Origin of the sequence: Aquibacillus halophilus (assembly GCF_009649745.1) — a bacterium.
Classification (GTDB): Bacteria; Bacillota; Bacilli; order Bacillales; family Amphibacillaceae; genus Aquibacillus; species Aquibacillus halophilus.
Genome location: NZ_WJNG01000014.1, coordinates 54,259 through 68,937, shown reverse-complemented (window position 1 = coordinate 68,937; position 14,679 = coordinate 54,259). Strand labels below are relative to the sequence as shown.

The 14,679-nt window shown below is 35.9% G+C and carries 16 protein-coding genes; 5 read left to right on the top strand and 11 right to left on the bottom strand.

Annotation, left to right across the window (positions count from 1 at the left end; all coding sequences use genetic code 11):
* Positions 1-128: 128 nt before the first annotated feature.
* On the bottom strand, positions 129-860 hold the full coding sequence (locus GH741_RS16085) for an MBL fold metallo-hydrolase (protein ID WP_153737774.1): 732 nt from the start codon (positions 858-860) through the stop codon (positions 129-131).
* 132 nt (positions 861-992) lie between these two features.
* Here GH741_RS16085 and yhfH point away from each other — a divergent pair, with 132 nt between their 5' ends.
* Together yhfH and mnmH are read left to right on the top strand one after the other, a co-directional pair.
* Complete coding sequence (yhfH, locus tag GH741_RS16080) at positions 993-1,121, top strand: protein YhfH (protein ID WP_153737773.1); 129 nt, start codon at positions 993-995, stop codon at positions 1,119-1,121.
* A gap of 344 nt (positions 1,122-1,465) precedes the next feature.
* Positions 1,466-2,509 (top strand): tRNA 2-selenouridine(34) synthase MnmH, encoded by a 1,044-nt coding sequence (gene mnmH, locus GH741_RS16075; protein WP_153737820.1) that lies wholly within the window; start codon positions 1,466-1,468, stop codon positions 2,507-2,509.
* A gap of 77 nt (positions 2,510-2,586) precedes the next feature.
* Here mnmH and GH741_RS16070 read toward each other — a convergent pair whose 3' ends face one another.
* From GH741_RS16070 to GH741_RS16045, 6 genes are all read right to left on the bottom strand, one after another.
* Positions 2,587-3,276, bottom strand: a complete 690-nt coding sequence (locus GH741_RS16070) for a hypothetical protein (RefSeq protein ID WP_153737772.1) — start codon at positions 3,274-3,276, stop codon at positions 2,587-2,589.
* Positions 3,273-4,031 carry a hypothetical protein gene (locus tag GH741_RS16065; protein ID WP_153737771.1) on the bottom strand — a complete coding sequence of 253 codons (759 nt, stop codon included), beginning with the start codon at positions 4,029-4,031 and terminating at the stop codon, positions 3,273-3,275. Before GH741_RS16065 ends, GH741_RS16070 begins: the two co-directional genes overlap by 4 nt.
* Positions 4,012-4,914, bottom strand: coding sequence for an ABC transporter ATP-binding protein (locus GH741_RS16060; protein WP_153737770.1), 903 nt, complete (start codon positions 4,912-4,914; stop codon positions 4,012-4,014). The genes GH741_RS16065 and GH741_RS16060 overlap by 20 nt, the downstream gene beginning before the upstream one ends.
* Positions 4,911-5,291: a GntR family transcriptional regulator gene (locus GH741_RS16055; protein ID WP_153737769.1), complete on the bottom strand. Its 381-nt coding sequence runs from the start codon at positions 5,289-5,291 to the stop codon at positions 4,911-4,913. The genes GH741_RS16060 and GH741_RS16055 overlap by 4 nt, the downstream gene beginning before the upstream one ends.
* Before the next feature lie 153 nt (positions 5,292-5,444).
* Entirely contained in the window at positions 5,445-6,434 is a 990-nt protein-coding gene (locus tag GH741_RS16050) for an anti sigma factor C-terminal domain-containing protein (protein ID WP_153737768.1), read from the bottom strand.
* The gene (locus GH741_RS16045) at positions 6,424-6,933 is read right to left on the bottom strand and encodes an RNA polymerase sigma factor (protein WP_240795540.1); all 510 of its coding nucleotides are present in this window, start codon (positions 6,931-6,933) and stop codon (positions 6,424-6,426) included. The genes GH741_RS16050 and GH741_RS16045 overlap by 11 nt, the downstream gene beginning before the upstream one ends.
* A gap of 239 nt (positions 6,934-7,172) precedes the next feature.
* Between GH741_RS16045 and GH741_RS16040 the strand changes: the two genes are divergently transcribed.
* The 3 genes from GH741_RS16040 to GH741_RS16030 are packed head-to-tail and all read left to right on the top strand — an operon-like array spanning position 7,173 to position 8,774.
* Positions 7,173-7,721, top strand: a complete 549-nt coding sequence (locus tag GH741_RS16040) for a sigma-70 family RNA polymerase sigma factor (RefSeq protein ID WP_153737767.1) — start codon at positions 7,173-7,175, stop codon at positions 7,719-7,721.
* Positions 7,711-8,118: a PadR family transcriptional regulator gene (locus GH741_RS16035; RefSeq protein WP_153737766.1), complete on the top strand. Its 408-nt coding sequence runs from the start codon at positions 7,711-7,713 to the stop codon at positions 8,116-8,118. Before GH741_RS16040 ends, GH741_RS16035 begins: the two co-directional genes overlap by 11 nt.
* Complete coding sequence (locus GH741_RS16030) at positions 8,115-8,774, top strand: permease prefix domain 1-containing protein (RefSeq protein ID WP_153737765.1); 660 nt, start codon at positions 8,115-8,117, stop codon at positions 8,772-8,774. Before GH741_RS16035 ends, GH741_RS16030 begins: the two co-directional genes overlap by 4 nt.
* An 85-nt stretch (positions 8,775-8,859) precedes the next feature.
* On the opposite strand, the gene hemY is transcribed toward GH741_RS16030, so the two are convergent.
* The 4 genes from hemY to GH741_RS16010 all read right to left on the bottom strand — a co-directional run bounded on the left by hemY (position 8,860) and on the right by GH741_RS16010 (position 14,655).
* Complete coding sequence (hemY, locus tag GH741_RS16025; RefSeq protein ID WP_153737764.1) at positions 8,860-10,266, bottom strand: protoporphyrinogen oxidase; 1,407 nt, start codon at positions 10,264-10,266, stop codon at positions 8,860-8,862.
* The gene (hemH, locus tag GH741_RS16020) at positions 10,263-11,207 is read right to left on the bottom strand and encodes a ferrochelatase (RefSeq protein ID WP_338079515.1); all 945 of its coding nucleotides are present in this window, start codon (positions 11,205-11,207) and stop codon (positions 10,263-10,265) included. The genes hemY and hemH overlap by 4 nt, the downstream gene beginning before the upstream one ends.
* A gap of 106 nt (positions 11,208-11,313) precedes the next feature.
* Complete coding sequence (hemE, locus tag GH741_RS16015; protein ID WP_153737763.1) at positions 11,314-12,348, bottom strand: uroporphyrinogen decarboxylase; 1,035 nt, start codon at positions 12,346-12,348, stop codon at positions 11,314-11,316.
* Between the two features lie 144 nt (positions 12,349-12,492).
* Positions 12,493-14,655 (bottom strand): transglycosylase domain-containing protein, encoded by a 2,163-nt coding sequence (locus tag GH741_RS16010; RefSeq protein WP_153737762.1) that lies wholly within the window; start codon positions 14,653-14,655, stop codon positions 12,493-12,495.
* Positions 14,656-14,679: the final 24 nt, after the last annotated feature.

Here is a 14,679-nt window from a genome sequence, read left to right as displayed (position 1 = left end):
ATCTCCCTTTAAAGCTTGTCTTATTCTTTCAATAGTCTGCATCTTCCTAGAAAACCTTAATAATTATCTACACTTGATAGTATAAAATAAACTTAAAAACAAGGCAATTTATGGAACTTGTTATCCTTTTAATTTCCCCAAATCAGACCTTCCTCTGCTAAATAAGTTGTTCCATCAAAATATTTTTTTGCCTGTATCAATAAATCGGCTCGATTACCAAAGTGAGGATGATGACTCAACACTAACTGTTTAACACCAGCCTTACTTGCAATCTCTGCACCTTCTTTACTAGTCATGTGCCCTGGCTTATTTCCATCTTGACCTTCATAAAAATTACAATCTGTTATTAACAGATCAGCAGCTTCACTAAAGGGTATAAAATCCTTTGTGTAGCTAGAATCAGCCGTATAGACGATGGTCTTTTCCCCATCAGTTATACGCATCGCATAGCAAGAGGCAGGATGTTCAGTTTTCATAAAAGTAAATGAGAATGGTCCCACATTCAGTGTACCTTCTGGATCGTAAGGTATTCCCTCAGTAAAGTTATGTGTTAGATTTTCAAATCCATGTTTATCTTCTACATGACCATAGATAGGTAAGATTTCTTCTGTATTATTAATATAATTTTGAACTAACCAGCTGTACTGTAACACACCGATATCAGCGATATGATCGTTATGATAATGAGATAAAACAACTGCATCAATATCCATCACATCTTTAAACAATTGAAGCCTAGACAGTGCACCACTACCACAATCCAATAGACAGCTAAACCCATCTTTTTCTAGTAGATAACAGGATGTTGCACTTCCTTTTGCAGGGTATGCCCCCCAGTACCCAATTACAGTTAATTTCATTATTTCTCCACCTTTTCACTATTTTGTCATCAATTTGCCAACAATCTGTCACAATTGTTATAAAACAGAGTATTGATATTATTAAGTTGTTATACTACAATAGAAATACAATAAAGTTTTGGAGGGATCCTTATGATGAGTATAGTTGAGTTTTTCAGAAATCTGCCCCGCAAGAAATGTGCAAAATGTGGTAATGACATTGTTGAAAAAGCTGATTGTTACGTTAACTTATGTGATAATTGCGATCACCCAGCACTATAAAGAAGCTTGCATAAGCACAGTTTCTAGTTACTATTACAATTAATCCACTAAAAAATAATCATAAATCCAGTATTGCCAAGCAGCTTAATCTTAAGCTGCTTTTTTGTTTGAGTAGGTCCGTTAACTAAACAGTACAACGTTAATCGCTGCCTGTCTAATTAAACAGGCTCTCAATTTTAATATAGTTGTTCTATAACAAATTCTCTCTTCATTATTAAAATAATTAATCATTCTGTGGTATGGTTAAATGTAGAAATAATATGAGGACCAGTATCTTAGATGGAATTTTTAAAATAAATTAAATGAAAATTAATCATAACAATCCATACCATAGAGGTGAAAGCATGTTTAGCGATATTAGTATAGAAGACCTAACAAGTTTGCAACAAAAAGAAAAGGTAGCATTAATTGACGTCCGTTCTCCTTCCGAATTCAATCATTCAACTATTCCTGGAAGCACTAATATCCCCGTTTTTACAGATGGAGAAAGAGCAGAAATCGGAACGCTATATAAGCAAAAAAGCATAGAGGCCGCTAAACAGCGTGGACTTGAAATTATATCAGCAAAGCTCCCTAATTTTATAAACCAGTTTAACACCATAAGTGAACCCAAAGTAGTCTTTTGTTGGCGAGGTGGAATGCGCAGTAAAACAGCAGCAACAATGATTGATTTAATGGGAATGGACGTAGCTCGGCTAGAGGGTGGAATTAAGTCCTATCGTAATTGGGTTGTTAATTCACTAGCAACATTTGAATTTCATCCTGACATGTACGTGTTAAATGGTTATACAGGCTCAGGTAAAACAATATTATTAGAACAATTACACAAAGCTAGTTTTCCGGTCATAGATTTGGAAGGCCTCGCTAAGCACAGAGGTTCTATTTTCGGTCAAATTGGGTTAAAACCGAATAATCAAACTACTTTTGACTCAATCCTGCTCAATGACTTGCTTCGCTTGGAGCTGTCATCCTATGTATTAATGGAGGCTGAAAGCAGAAGAGTAGGAAAAGTAAGTCTCCCCGACTTCCTCATGACAAAAAAAGAAGAAGGCATCCAAATCTTCATCGATATGCCAATTGAGGAACGGGTCCGCAACATTTTAGATGAGTACCAACCTTGGGATCACCACGAAGATTTCGTAAAAGCTTTTCAGATTATAAAACGGAGAATTCATACGCCAATTGCCAAACAAATTGACATCGATTTACAGGCTGAAAACTATTCTTCAGTGGTTCAATTACTGTTAGAGTATTATTATGACCCAAAATACGAGTATAGTAAAAATCAATACCCAGAAAACCGGACGTATTCGATTCAAGCAAAAAATGTAGATGAAGCGTTCAACTCCATTCAACAATTTCTCGTTGGGAATAAAGTAACCAACTAACTAATTTAATGAAAATAAACAAACCGGAGCTTTTACTAATTAGCTACGGTTTGTTTTGATTTTTGTGTCTATCTTGTCTACTGTTCAATCAATGTAACATTACCGGTGAGTTTTAAATCCTTAGGTACACGTAGATAAAGTATTTCAGGTTCAATGGCAGCCATTCGAATATGAAGTCTTTCTTCACCTGTGAACTGTGTGATGGTAAATTCATTTGCAATTGCCGCAAATTGAAAATCCATTTTAGACGGTTGCTTTATTATTAGTTTATTATGAGCAAAGTCAACTTGGTAACCATCGTGATTAAAAAGGCTATCTGTTGAATACTTAATAAATTCTATTTTTTTGTCCTCAACATCATTGTCTTTACGTTCAACAAAAACAATAATGTCATTATATTCTCCTGTTTCTGCTGTAACTTGTAACGTATTTTCTGTTGCCTCAAACTGCCACTCGTTTTTCAAGGCTAATTGATCTGATTCGTCGAGAGTACCTAGATGTGCCCTATTGTTTAGTTCTTGACCATACCTTACCATTTTATTTATATCCTCCTGACTGATTGAAGCGGCTTTATCATCAGGCAAAAAGTAAAAAACAATGGTTGATGCAAATAGAATAATAAAATAAATGCTTAGCACCCATTTTACGCTGTTGCCATTTGCTTGCTTAATTCTGAAAAGTCCATTTTTCTTTACAATAAAGATAATTAACACAATTAAACCAACCATAAGTAAAAGTGGAAGTAACGACGCGAGTAGAGTAGTCATTGTTTAACCTCCAATCGGTTTGTGATGATCAGCGATGTGAAGAAAAGGATGGTAACTGTTAAGATCACTTTCAGAGCAAATAAAGATAACATGCTCTCGCCCTGGTAGAACTGTGTAATTGCTATAAAAAGAGTAGGCTCATCCCTTTGACCTGTGCCTGTAGAGGCATAAATTGGATATCCAATCACTACTGCTGCTAAGATAATAATTAATGATTTGCTTATTTGTGCCAGTACACCAACCAGATACCCGATAGCACTAAATAAAAGGATATATAGAATCGATGCAATGATTCCCAACCAAAGTGTTGAAATCGTGTGAGTTACATCAAAAAGCATATCAACTTCGAAGATTAAATAGACAAAAACTTTTAATAGATAACCGGACAACATCGACAAGGTACCGCCAATAATACTAGCAGTTAACAAAAACAGCATATTAGATAAATTACTAGTTCCCCTATTTGCAACAAAAGTGAAATCATCATTCCGATAGGCTTTTGTAGTAATAAGAATACCTGTAATTAATGCCCACATCATCGTAAAGGCAATGATCATACTTCCATTATAGTAACCGGTTGTGTAGGAAAAGCCAGAGGAACCAGAGCCGCCCGAACCACCTGTACCTCCTAGTGAGAGCAAAAAAGCAATGATTTGTACGACCATCATCGAAGTGAATACACCAGAATATGCTTTTAACTTGAAAAAATATTGCTTTTTAATAATCTCCCAGTAATTAACTTCTATCAAAGACATCATCAATCCCCCCATTCGTTTTACTTGTTAAATAGATACATAGGTCCTCAGCAGCAACAGGTGATATCTTTAAGCCTGCTAATTTAGCACGTTCAAGCATCGACTCTGTAAAATCATTTTTAACAACCACATAAGAGCTTCCGGTTCCTAAACTTTTTTTGTATAGTATTTCATTTTCTTTAGTCCACTGATTTACGATGGTTCCCTCGCCACTAATCCCAACAGCATACTCTTTTACATCAGACACTGACATGTGAAGGTATTTTTCTCCGTCCTTAATAAGCAAAATGTCTTCTAATATATCTTCAATCTCATTTAAGAGATGACTAGATAAAATAATTGTCCTTGGATAAGCAATGTAATCCTTGAGTAGGGCTCTGTAAAAGTCCTTTCTAACAGATACATCCATACCGGTTGTTGGTTCATCAAAGATTGTTAGTGAACAGCGAGAAGCGAGGCCAACAATCATATTAAAGGTACTCTTCATCCCTTTTGATAAGCTATCATGACGTTGTTTCGGGTTTAAAGAAAAATAATCAAAAAGACGTTTAGCAAGTTCCATGTCCCAATTCTCATAAAAGCTATCAGCCGCCTTTAGCAATTCTCCTAGATTCAGTGCTGTAGGGAAATTCATCTGATCATCGACAAAAATCATATTTGCTGAGACTTTCAAATTATTAAAAGGTTCTTCTGAAAACACATTCATTTCACCTGACGTTTTACGTAGATACCCTGCAATAATCTTTAGCAGAGTTGTTTTCCCCGCACCATTCCGACCAATCAACCCAGTAATTTTATTTTCCTCAATTGTAAAAGAAAGTTGATCCACCGCATGGTGGTTTCCATATACTTTTGATACTTGATTACATTCAATCACCTTCATTTCCCTTCCCCCTGACTGTTTGCTAACTTAATCATGCCTATTAATTCTGCTTCACTAACATCCAAACGTTTAGCTTCTGATACCAAGTCTGTTACTAGATTTTTTAATGTCTGGCCTTTTCGCTTTTTGAGAATAATTGCTTTTGCTTTACTTGATACAAACATGCCAAGTCCTCGTTTTTTGTATAAAACAGCCTCATTTGCAAGGATAGTTAATCCTTTTGCTGCAGTAGCTGGATTAATATTGTACATCTCAGCAAGTTGATATTGAGAATATATTTTTTCATCAGGTTTAATATTTTCACTTAATATTTCTGTTTCTAGCCATTCAGCAATCTGTATATATATTGGCTTCGTTCCATCACCCTGAACAATCAAAAGCTTACCTCCTATATCAACTAAATCAGTGCATTAGTGTTGTAATGTACTATATACTATTTTCCATTTTTTATCAATACCCTATTAAATTAATCATCAAAAGAACTCCTATATTGCTCGGCAATATAGGAGTTCCCTTATAAATTGAATCAATTAATAATTAATTGTTGTTGCGCCTAATACCCCTGTTCGAATGATTGAAATCTCTTTCATCTTTAATAAGTTCTCTGGTGTTCCAGTTATCACTGCACCTAATACCGTTACTTGATTGGGGCTTATTTCTTCGTTATTTCCTCTTACATAGTTAAAAAGTTGATTAAAGTTTTCATAGTACTTCCCATCTTCTTTAGATACACCAGACTTTATATTGTTAATGAACATCTCTTCATCTACTAAGTCTTCTCTATGATCAAATCCATAAAGAGAATCCCCAGAATAGGATTGATCGTAATGTGGATCATCTTCCACATCTTGATGAGAGGCAACCCAGTACCATTGAAGTGAAACTCCTTCAGGAATCATGTCCCTAACCTGTTCAGGTGAAACTCGCTCCGTGAATGAAACAGCCATTTCAGCTGAAAGATTTTCAGTCATGTTCGCTATACGTGGAAAATCATTAATCATCGTGCTATATTCAACATCAGGATGATAAAACTCCATGAGCAACTGTTTGGTTTCCCTATGATACTTCCGACCATCTCCACCCTGTTCTTTTTCAATTTGAATCGGTGAGTAGTCACCTGCAAATCGGTGAAGTGCACCAAATATGCTATAAGATAATTTTTTTTCCCCCCAATCAATTGGCTTTCCATCAATAATTTTATACTGTCCATATTCTAATATTCCGTTAGTGATTCCGTTAGTAATCACCTGATAACCTGCTGTTCCTACGTTTGGATTCGATATGCTATCGTAAAGCCTAACGTCATATATTGCCTGATTTTTTCTGTATTCCATCGCAAAACTCCATAATAGAAACAGCGATATGAATAATACAACTGACACAGAAAATGAAATTAATATATTTCGTAAAATTGTTTTCCGCTGTGCCTTTCTAATCGTTTCGGTAAATCTATCTGTACTTTTTTTCTCATCAAAAAAGTCTAACTCATCCGTAGGTTCTGTTTGATTATCATCCTTCATCTTGCTTCACTCCTTTTTCATACAATGCTTTAAACTGATTTCGGGCCCTAAACAAATGCGATTTCAATGTTCCTTGTTTCATATCTAGGACCTTACAAATCTCCTGATAACTCAAGTCCAATTCATATTTTAACAAGATTAAGTGTTTGTACAGTGGCTTCATTTCATTAAGAATAGTGTTAAATTGCAGCTGTCTTTCCTTCTCGTTCAATAATTTTTCTGGTGTTGGTTGCAAATCAACTAGTAACTGTTCGTCAACAGTTACTGTCACATGTCTCTTTTGCTTTCTACAAAGGTCGTAATACTTATTTAGCGCGACCCGGAATAACCAACTATAAGCTTTGTCGGGTTCAACTGAATCGACGTAGAGGAGAAATTTGTATACTGATTCTTGAACTATATCTTCCGCATCTAAAGGACTAGCACCAATCTTAATTAAATACCTTTTTATTGTTTGCATTTTCTCGTTGATCAATTGTTGCAAGACTTCACTATCCAAGGTCTCTCCTCCTTTCACTTATAAAACGAAGTAAGGAATGAAATGTTTACAAAAACTGAAAAGTATTTACAATTATTAATTATAGTATAAAGATAAAAAGGATAGATAATTGTTCTAAATTATTCCTACTAGAAAAAAGATACACTTTAAAATTTTATATAAAAAACTGAAGAGGTTTATAAAAAAAACAAACTTTTATATAGAGCACGTCGTCTTAGTTTAAAAGGGGGAAGACATCATTGGAAGAAATAACAGCAGAAACCTTTCAAATAGAAGATAAAGCAGAACTTATAGATCAGATGATGACTAAATACGGACAAGAAATATTGCAATTAGCTTATTCCTATGTAAATAGTAAAGAGGTTGCTGAAGATTTAACGCAGGATATTTTTTTGAAGTGTTACAACTCCCTACATACATTTAAGGGGAAATCAAAGCTAAGAACTTGGCTATGGCAAATTGCGATTAACCATTGTAAAGACTATTTGAAAAGTTGGTATAAGAAAAACGTTATTGATCCAAAGACTGAGAATGTTTTTGATAAAGGACAAAATGATAATGTTGAACAAACAGTTATACAAAAAGACGAAGATGATAAATTAGTTATGGAAATAATGAAGTTACCAGTTAAATATCGAGAAGTCATCTATTTATTTTATTTCGAAGAGTTAACTATTAAAGAACTTGCTACTTTAATAGGAAATAATCAAAACACAATTAAAACCCGTTTGAAAAGATCAAAAGAACTTCTAAAGAAAAAATTGGAGGATAATTTAAATGGAAGATAGATTAAAAAATTTACGTCATTCAATGGATAAAACTAAATTTAATCAGTTGAACTTTTCTGATCAACTACGAAAAAAAATTCACAAAAGAATTGAAAAACAAAATGAAAGCAAAGAAAGCATCTATTTAGCAGTGTTACAGCTTCTCGCAAATAAAAAGACAGGTTACGATTTGACGAAATTACTACGTTCAAGAGGAATTCAGTTTTTTGAAGAGGACGAAGGGAACCTATTCACAATGTTACACAGTTTTGAACAAAATGGTTACCTATTATCTAATTGGGATGAAAATGGTGCGAAACATTACCAAATAAGTAGGAGGGGAAAGAATTTATTACAACAATCAGAGAAAAATGAGATGCAAAAGCGATTGGTAGTAAAACAGTTATTGGAGAGGTGATTAGAATCAAAAAAGATACCTTTTTATTTGAGGTTATTAAACAGATTAAGTCAAAAAAAGCTAAAAATGATATTAAAGCTGAGCTAGAATATCATCTGTATAATAGTAAAAGCAACTGGATGGAAAAGGGTTTCAGTGAGGAAGAAGCAGAAAGAAAAGCTGTTCAAGGAATGGGGAATCCAACACTACTTGGTAATGAGTTTAACAACATTCATTCTCCATGGTACATTTACTTCTTAAAATTAAATGTAGTCAGTTTTTTGTATGCTTGTATGGTAATGTTTCCTATTCAACTTATGGCAAATGAATATAGAATTAGCAGGATCACGGATTTGCATATAGATACAGTAAAATCATTTGTAACACTCGTAATCCCTTTTGCGCTATTATTAGGTACAATCTTTCTTTTGCTCCTAACAAAAAAGTGGTTAAGAAAGCGTAAAGCTAACTTTTGGACGATCATTCTATGGGTTCCTTATTGGGTTCTTATTATTTCTTTAATGACACTCTTTTTCCCAATGGCTCATGCAGCAGACGACCCTGGTATTGGCATTGGTATAATAGCAGGAGGAGCAATGATCGCTTTTCCTGTTTATATACTAATTATCAATTTAATAAGTTACGTGAGCAATAATAAAGTGAAAATAAATAGATAAAGCTCATCTCATATTGTGTAACAGGGATTTTTCACCTCACAGTCAACCCCCATGAGAAAGGCTCTCATGGGGGTTGACTTCAAAACTATAATTTTAAGTATTCTAAAACACTCGCTACAGCCGCTTCTCCTTGATCTATACAATCCGGAATACCAATACCTCGATAAGAGCCACCAGCTAGATAGACACCTGGAAGGTTCTTCTCCATGCTATTTGTTAGCTCATCTAAGCGATCTTTATGACCAACTGAATATTGTGGCATAGAATCGTTCCAACGTGTAATAACTGAAAACTCTGGTTGCTGTGTAATATTCATTGTTTTATTTAAATCCTTTAAAGCGATATCGATAATCTCCTGATCAGATAAATCAACGACACCCTCGTCACCTGGTCTACCTAGGTAACAGCGCAAAAGAACCTTCCCTTCTGGCGTCGTTGTACCTGGCCATTTTTTATGGGTCCAGGTGCAAGCTGTTATTCGGTAATCACTGTTACGTGATACAACAAATCCAGTTCCATCAATGTCCTTCTTAATTGCTGAAGCATCAAATGCCAAGGCAGCATTGGCAACGGAGGTTGCTTTCATTTCTTTCAATGTGTCCATAAACTCATATTGACTAAACATACGTTGGCTAGCAAAAAACGGTGTAGCTAATACAACTGCATCAGCTTTATATACCTCACCATTTCCCAATAATAAGTGGTAGTTACTATCTTTTCGTTCAATATGATCAACTGTTAGACCCTTTGTAACAACTCCGTCTTCTAGTTTATCCTCCACTGCTTCTACTAATGATTGAAGACCATTCTTCAAGCTGAAAAACATACTTGGTTTTGGCCCTTTAGCCTTTTTCTTTTTTGGCATAGTAGCTTGCAAACCTTTAACAAGGCTCTTGTGCTCTTGTTCTAGGTGATAAAAGTTCGGAAAAGTAGACATAAGGCTTAAATCATCAATATCACCTGCGTAGATACCAGAAAGTAATGGCTCAAGTAAATTTTCAACAAGCTCATCACCAAATCGCCTACGGAAGAATTTACCTAATGACTGATCGCTTACCTGATCGCCTTTAGGTAAAACAAAGTCATAGGCTGCTCTTAGTTTACCCTTAGTTGAAAAGAGACTTGAAAACAAAAATGGTCGAACTTCAGTTGGTATTCCCATAAAAGAACCACTAGGCATTTTATGAAGCTTATTATTTACTAGGATAAATGATTGACCGGTAGCATTTTCAACCAACTCATCTTCAAGTCCAACTTCCTTGACTAATTTAGCTGCAGAAGTCTTTCTTTTCAAGAAAGAATCTGGGCCACGTTCAATCATAAAGCCGTCCTGCTTAATCGTTTCAATTTTTCCACCTAGCTTATCATCGGCTTCAATCAACTTTATTTTATAAGGTAGTTGCTGCTCGTTGATTTCTTTTTGTAAGTAATAGGCTGTTGTTAGTCCAGCTATCCCACCACCAACAATAGCAATCTGCTTTTGTTCACTCATGAAACATCAGCACTTTGAAATTTTTTCAATACCACATTAGCTAGAGTTTCAATAAACTCAGGGGAAGCATTAGGCATTTCTGGACGATAGTAATTCGCACCAAGCTCGTCACAAACAACCTTACACTCATAGTCATTATCAAATAAAACCTCGAGATGATCAGCGACAAATCCCACAGGTGCATAAACAAATGAACGATACCCTTTTTGATGATACAAGTCCCTTGTTAAGTCTTGAACATCTGGTCCCAACCATGGATCAGGAGTATTCCCTTCACTTTGCCAGCCTAATTCATATTGTTTAATGCCTGTTGCTTCTGAAATCAACTCCGCTGTTCGCTTTAACTGGTCCGGATAAGGGTCACCATTTTGGATGATTTTTTCCGGTAAACTATGAGCAGAAACAACTAAAACTGCCTTATCCTTCTCAACTTCATCCATTTTAGCATATTCAGTTTGAATAGCATTAGCCCAGTAGTTAATAAACCCTGGTGCATCATACCAGCTCTCTACTGATGTAATCACAGGCTTTCCTAGCTTTTGGGCTGCTTCTTGAGCCCTTCCATTGTATGATTTAACACTAAATGTTGAATAATGCGGTGCTAACACAAGCGAAACAGCTTCTTCAATCCCGTCCTCAGCCATCTGCTTGACTGCATCTTCAATGAATGGCTCGATATGTTTTAATCCTAAGTAGTAAACAAATTGTACTTCGTCTTGGTTTTTATTAAGCCTGTCCTCTAAAGCTTTTGCTTGTTTCTTAGTAATTTCCGCTAAAGGGGAAATTCCACCTATTGCCCTGTACCGCTGTGTTAAATCCTCAAGAGCTTCGGGGGTTGGTTTTCTACCATGTCTTATATCGGTATAGTACCTTTCAATGTCCTCTTCTTTATATGGCGTTCCATACGCCATTACAAGTAAGCCTACTTTTTTCTTTGCCACGTCGTAGCACCCCTTTTTTTTTTATTCAACAAAGGCGCCTACTCTTATGGTCTAAGTTCACCTAATTGCGGTAAAGAACCGTAGAGACTAGACGCTTTCGTTTTTCTTATTTCTTTGAATAGCTATGAATAAGCTCTGTCAATTTCTTTAATGTTGCTGGTTGGATCTCTGGAGTTACACCATGACCTAAATTAAACACGTGAGGTGGTTGTACCTTTCCTTCATCCAAGATTGCTTTCGTTCTTTTTTCAATAACATTCCAATCTGATAGTAGAATTGCAGGATCAAGATTTCCTTGCAGTGTCTTAGTAATTCCCATTTCTCTCGCCTCTGTAATCGACATCCGCCAATCAAGGCCTACAACATCTACTGGTAGATCATTCCACTCCATCACTAGATGACGGGCACCGACACCAAATAAAATTAATGGCACTCCTGTTTCTCTAAGTTCTGAAAAAATTCGATTCATAATTGGTTTAATGAAATAGCGATAATCCGCCACATTCAATGCCCCTACCCAAGAATCAAATATCTGAATAGCTTTGGCACCAGCTTTTACTTGTGCCTTCGCATAAGTAATCGTCATATCTGCTAATTTATCCATTAATGCAAACCATGTTTTCTGATCACTATACATCATTGCCTTCGTTTTATGGTAGTTCTTTGAAGGTCCACCTTCTATCATGTAACTAGCCAGTGTAAATGGAGCTCCACTAAAACCAATTAAGGGAACATCGAGCTGTTCTTCAGAAAGTATACGAATTGTTTCGAGAACATAAGGCACATCTGATTCAGGGTCAATCGTGCCTAAGTTGTCTACATCCTGAAATTTTCGAATTGGTGAATCAATAACTGGACCAATGCCTGACTTAATTTCTACATCGACACCAATTGCAGGTAGTGGAGACATAATGTCCTTATAAAGGATCGCTGCATCTACCCCGTAATGCTCCACTGGTAACCTCGTAACATACGCACATAGTTCGGGTTGGTGAGTAATTTCAAATAATGAGTATTTTTCTTTTAGCTCACGGTACTCTTTTTGTGACCTGCCTGCTTGCCTCATATACCAAACAGGAGTATAGTCTGTTTCTTCGCCTTTAAAGGCCTTTAAGATCGTATCATTTATTTTTCTAGACATTTTTTCACCCTTCGTTATCCATTCGTCGTATTTCACTATAACGATATAAATACCGTCTGTATAGCAAATGGTTCTATTGTCACTAAATTGTACTAATTATTAATAAATATCTTCTTTAATTTTAATCTAATCTATCGCCAAAGGTCAAAAAGAAAGTACTGCTCGATTAGAACGAGCTCCCTGTTGTTTTGTAATTGGGTCATAGGGAACGACATAATAGGTTGAACTATTAAACACATTTACGCGATTAATTGTATAATCACCTTGACCATCAACTTCTCCGATTAATTCATCATTACCATCGTCATTCTCTTTATATATCTGATAAACTATTCGACGATCCGTAGCAGTCCATGTAAGCTTACCCCGCACTAACGAAAATCCACCTAGCTCATATTCTGCTTGAAGATCTGATATCTTTGGAAGACGAACCGGTTCTGGTAAATCCTCTACATTTTCCGGTTGGTCAAATGTTGCGGACAACGGTTGTTGTTTACTTAACTCCTTTAAAATACTTTTGGTTAATATAGTTGGAGCTTCACTACCTTTTGTTAAATACTGTGATTCATCCGATTGATCATATCCCATCCAAAGTGAGGTGACATAGTCAGGTGTAATACCGACAAACCAAGCATCCTTTATGTGACCCGTTGCATTTGGATGCTGTGTCGTACCTGTTTTCCCAGCTAAAGCTTTATCATAATCACCTGAGGTTCCAGTACCTTCAGTTATAACACTTTCTAACATCCGGACCATATTCCAAGCTACTTGTGGAGAAAATACCTCCTTCGTCTGCTTTGATGATTTGTTCAATTCCACTCCATATCGATCATACACCTTATCAATAACATTAGCTGACGTCCATTCTCCATCTTGGATAAAGGATCTGTATCCCTCTGCTAGCTGTACTGGAGTCAAACCATGTTCTAGTCCACCAAGTGCGATCGAGAGTCCGTCATCTGGTAACGTTATACTCATCTTCTCCAAATAACTTTTACTATAGTCAATTCCAATCTGATCTAATAGCCAAACTGCTGGTGCATTTTTAGATTGCTTAATTGCATCATACATTGTAACCGACCCACTATATTGATCATCAAAGTTTGTAGGTGTGTAATTTCCATTATACGTCCGCTTTTCATCAGGAAGTAACGTGTAAGGTTTGTAATCATCTAACATCATAGCAGGCCCGTACACAGCAAGAGGCTTTATTACTGAACCTGGTTGTCTTGGAACTAATGCACGGTTAATGTCTCCTGCTGAAAAGTCTCTTCCAGCTAGAATAGCCTCAATCTCCCCTTGCTCTTTATTTACTAAAACAAAAGCTGCTTGAACACCCTCTGTTGACCCATAAAAATAGCTATCGTTCTGAAGGTGCTGATAAGCAATTTCCTGTGCCTGTTCATTAAGGTTTATTACAATCTGATAGCCACCTCTTTTAAGTTCAGGCAAAGTCAACTGCAATTCATCCGCCGCTTCCTTAATTACCAAGTCAATGTAATCATCCATCCACGGCTTTTCTTTTACTACAGATTGATTTAGCCCTAACGTTTTTCCTTGCAGCTGTATCATTTCTTCTGTTTCAATCATATTTAGCTTGTTCATTTGTTGTAGCACTAAATTTCTTCGTTCTATTGCTTTTTCAGGATTATTTACCGGTGAATAGGTATTAGGTGCTTTTGACAATGCAGCCAACATAGCACCCTCAGTTATCGTCAGATCATCGACCTTTTTATTAAAATAAAATTCTGTGGCAGAACCAATTCCATATAGTCCATGCGCAAAATAAATCTCATTTAAATAGAGTTCAATAATTTGCGTCTTACTAAAATTCCTTTCTAAATAGATTGAAGCCATAACCTCTTTGGTTTTTCTCATCCACGTCTTGTCATTGTTTAAAAAGAGATTCTTAGCTAATTGCTGGGTGATTGTACTACCACCTTCTACTTTCCCCCCAGCAATGATGTCACGATAAATTGCACGCATCACTGAAGTGAAATCCACACCAGCATGATCATAAAAGCGTTGATCCTCAATAGCTAAAAAAGCATTTTCCACGTGATCAGGAATATTATCTATTTTTACTGGTGATCGATTTTCATCATATAGTTTGGCGACTGTGTTACCTTCCTTTGTAACAATCGTTGTTGTTGATGGAAGAATAAAATCTTTGTCATCAACAACAAATCGTCCACCAAACAGAATAAATAAGTATCCAATGATTCCAAGTAGTATAGTTAACCCTAGTACAATAATGGGCCATTTTATTTTTAAAATCCATGAAAGCAATTGTTTGAATTTGTTCATGATGCTCACCCCAATTTCAACTTT